This is a genomic window from Rhizobium sp. 18055 (assembly GCF_902706285.1).
GTDB lineage: Bacteria > Pseudomonadota > Alphaproteobacteria > Rhizobiales > Rhizobiaceae > Rhizobium.
Genome location: NZ_CACSKD010000082.1, coordinates 1 through 676, shown reverse-complemented (window position 1 = coordinate 676; position 676 = coordinate 1). Strand labels below are relative to the sequence as shown.

The 676-nt window shown below is 64.3% G+C and carries 1 protein-coding gene; it reads left to right on the top strand.

Translation table 11 applies throughout. The annotated features are described in order from the left end of the window. Positions 1 to 543 (top strand): TolC family protein (locus tag GVL52_RS31525; protein ID WP_160012665.1); only part of this gene is annotated, 543 nt, incomplete at its 5' end. Positions 544 to 676 lie beyond the last annotated feature (133 nt).

Below are 676 nucleotides of genomic sequence, written 5' to 3'. Positions count from 1 at the left end.
CGTTCGCAGGGCTGGAACACGGTCACGACGTTCACCGACATCGAGCTGGGCGTGCGGCGCGATTCCGTGTTCGACGCCGCAGAAGGCACGCACCAAACCCGGCGCGGTTTCGAAATCAGCCTGCAACTGCCCATCTTCGACTGGGGCGGCGTCAAGCGCGACGCCATGAATGCCCAGACACTCGCAGCGGCCAACCGCCTGGAGGCCGCAGCACGGTCTGCCGGATCGAACCTGCGCGAGAGCTACTCGGCCTATCGCACTGCTTACGACATCGCCCGCCACCACCGCGACGAGGTCATTCCACTGAGAAAGACCATCTCCGAAGAAAACCAGCTTCGCTACAACGGGATGCTGATCAGTGTCTTCGAACTGCTGGCCGACTCCCGCGACCAGGTCAATTCGGTGATGGCCGCGCTCAACGCCGAGCAGCAGTTCTGGCAGGCCGACGCGGCCCTGCAGGCCTCACTCATCGGCAAACCCACCAGCGCCAGCGTGGCAGGCGGTGGAGGCGGCGGCACCGCCGAAGCTGCTGCCGGTCATTGATCCCCACTAGGAATCCACTCATGAATTCGAGAAGAGACTTTTTTCGGTTTGCAGGTATCGCGGGGGGAGCCGTAGCCGCCGCCAGTGTGAGCCGGGTGGCGATGGCCGCCTTGCCCGAGCCGGTGTTCCAGAC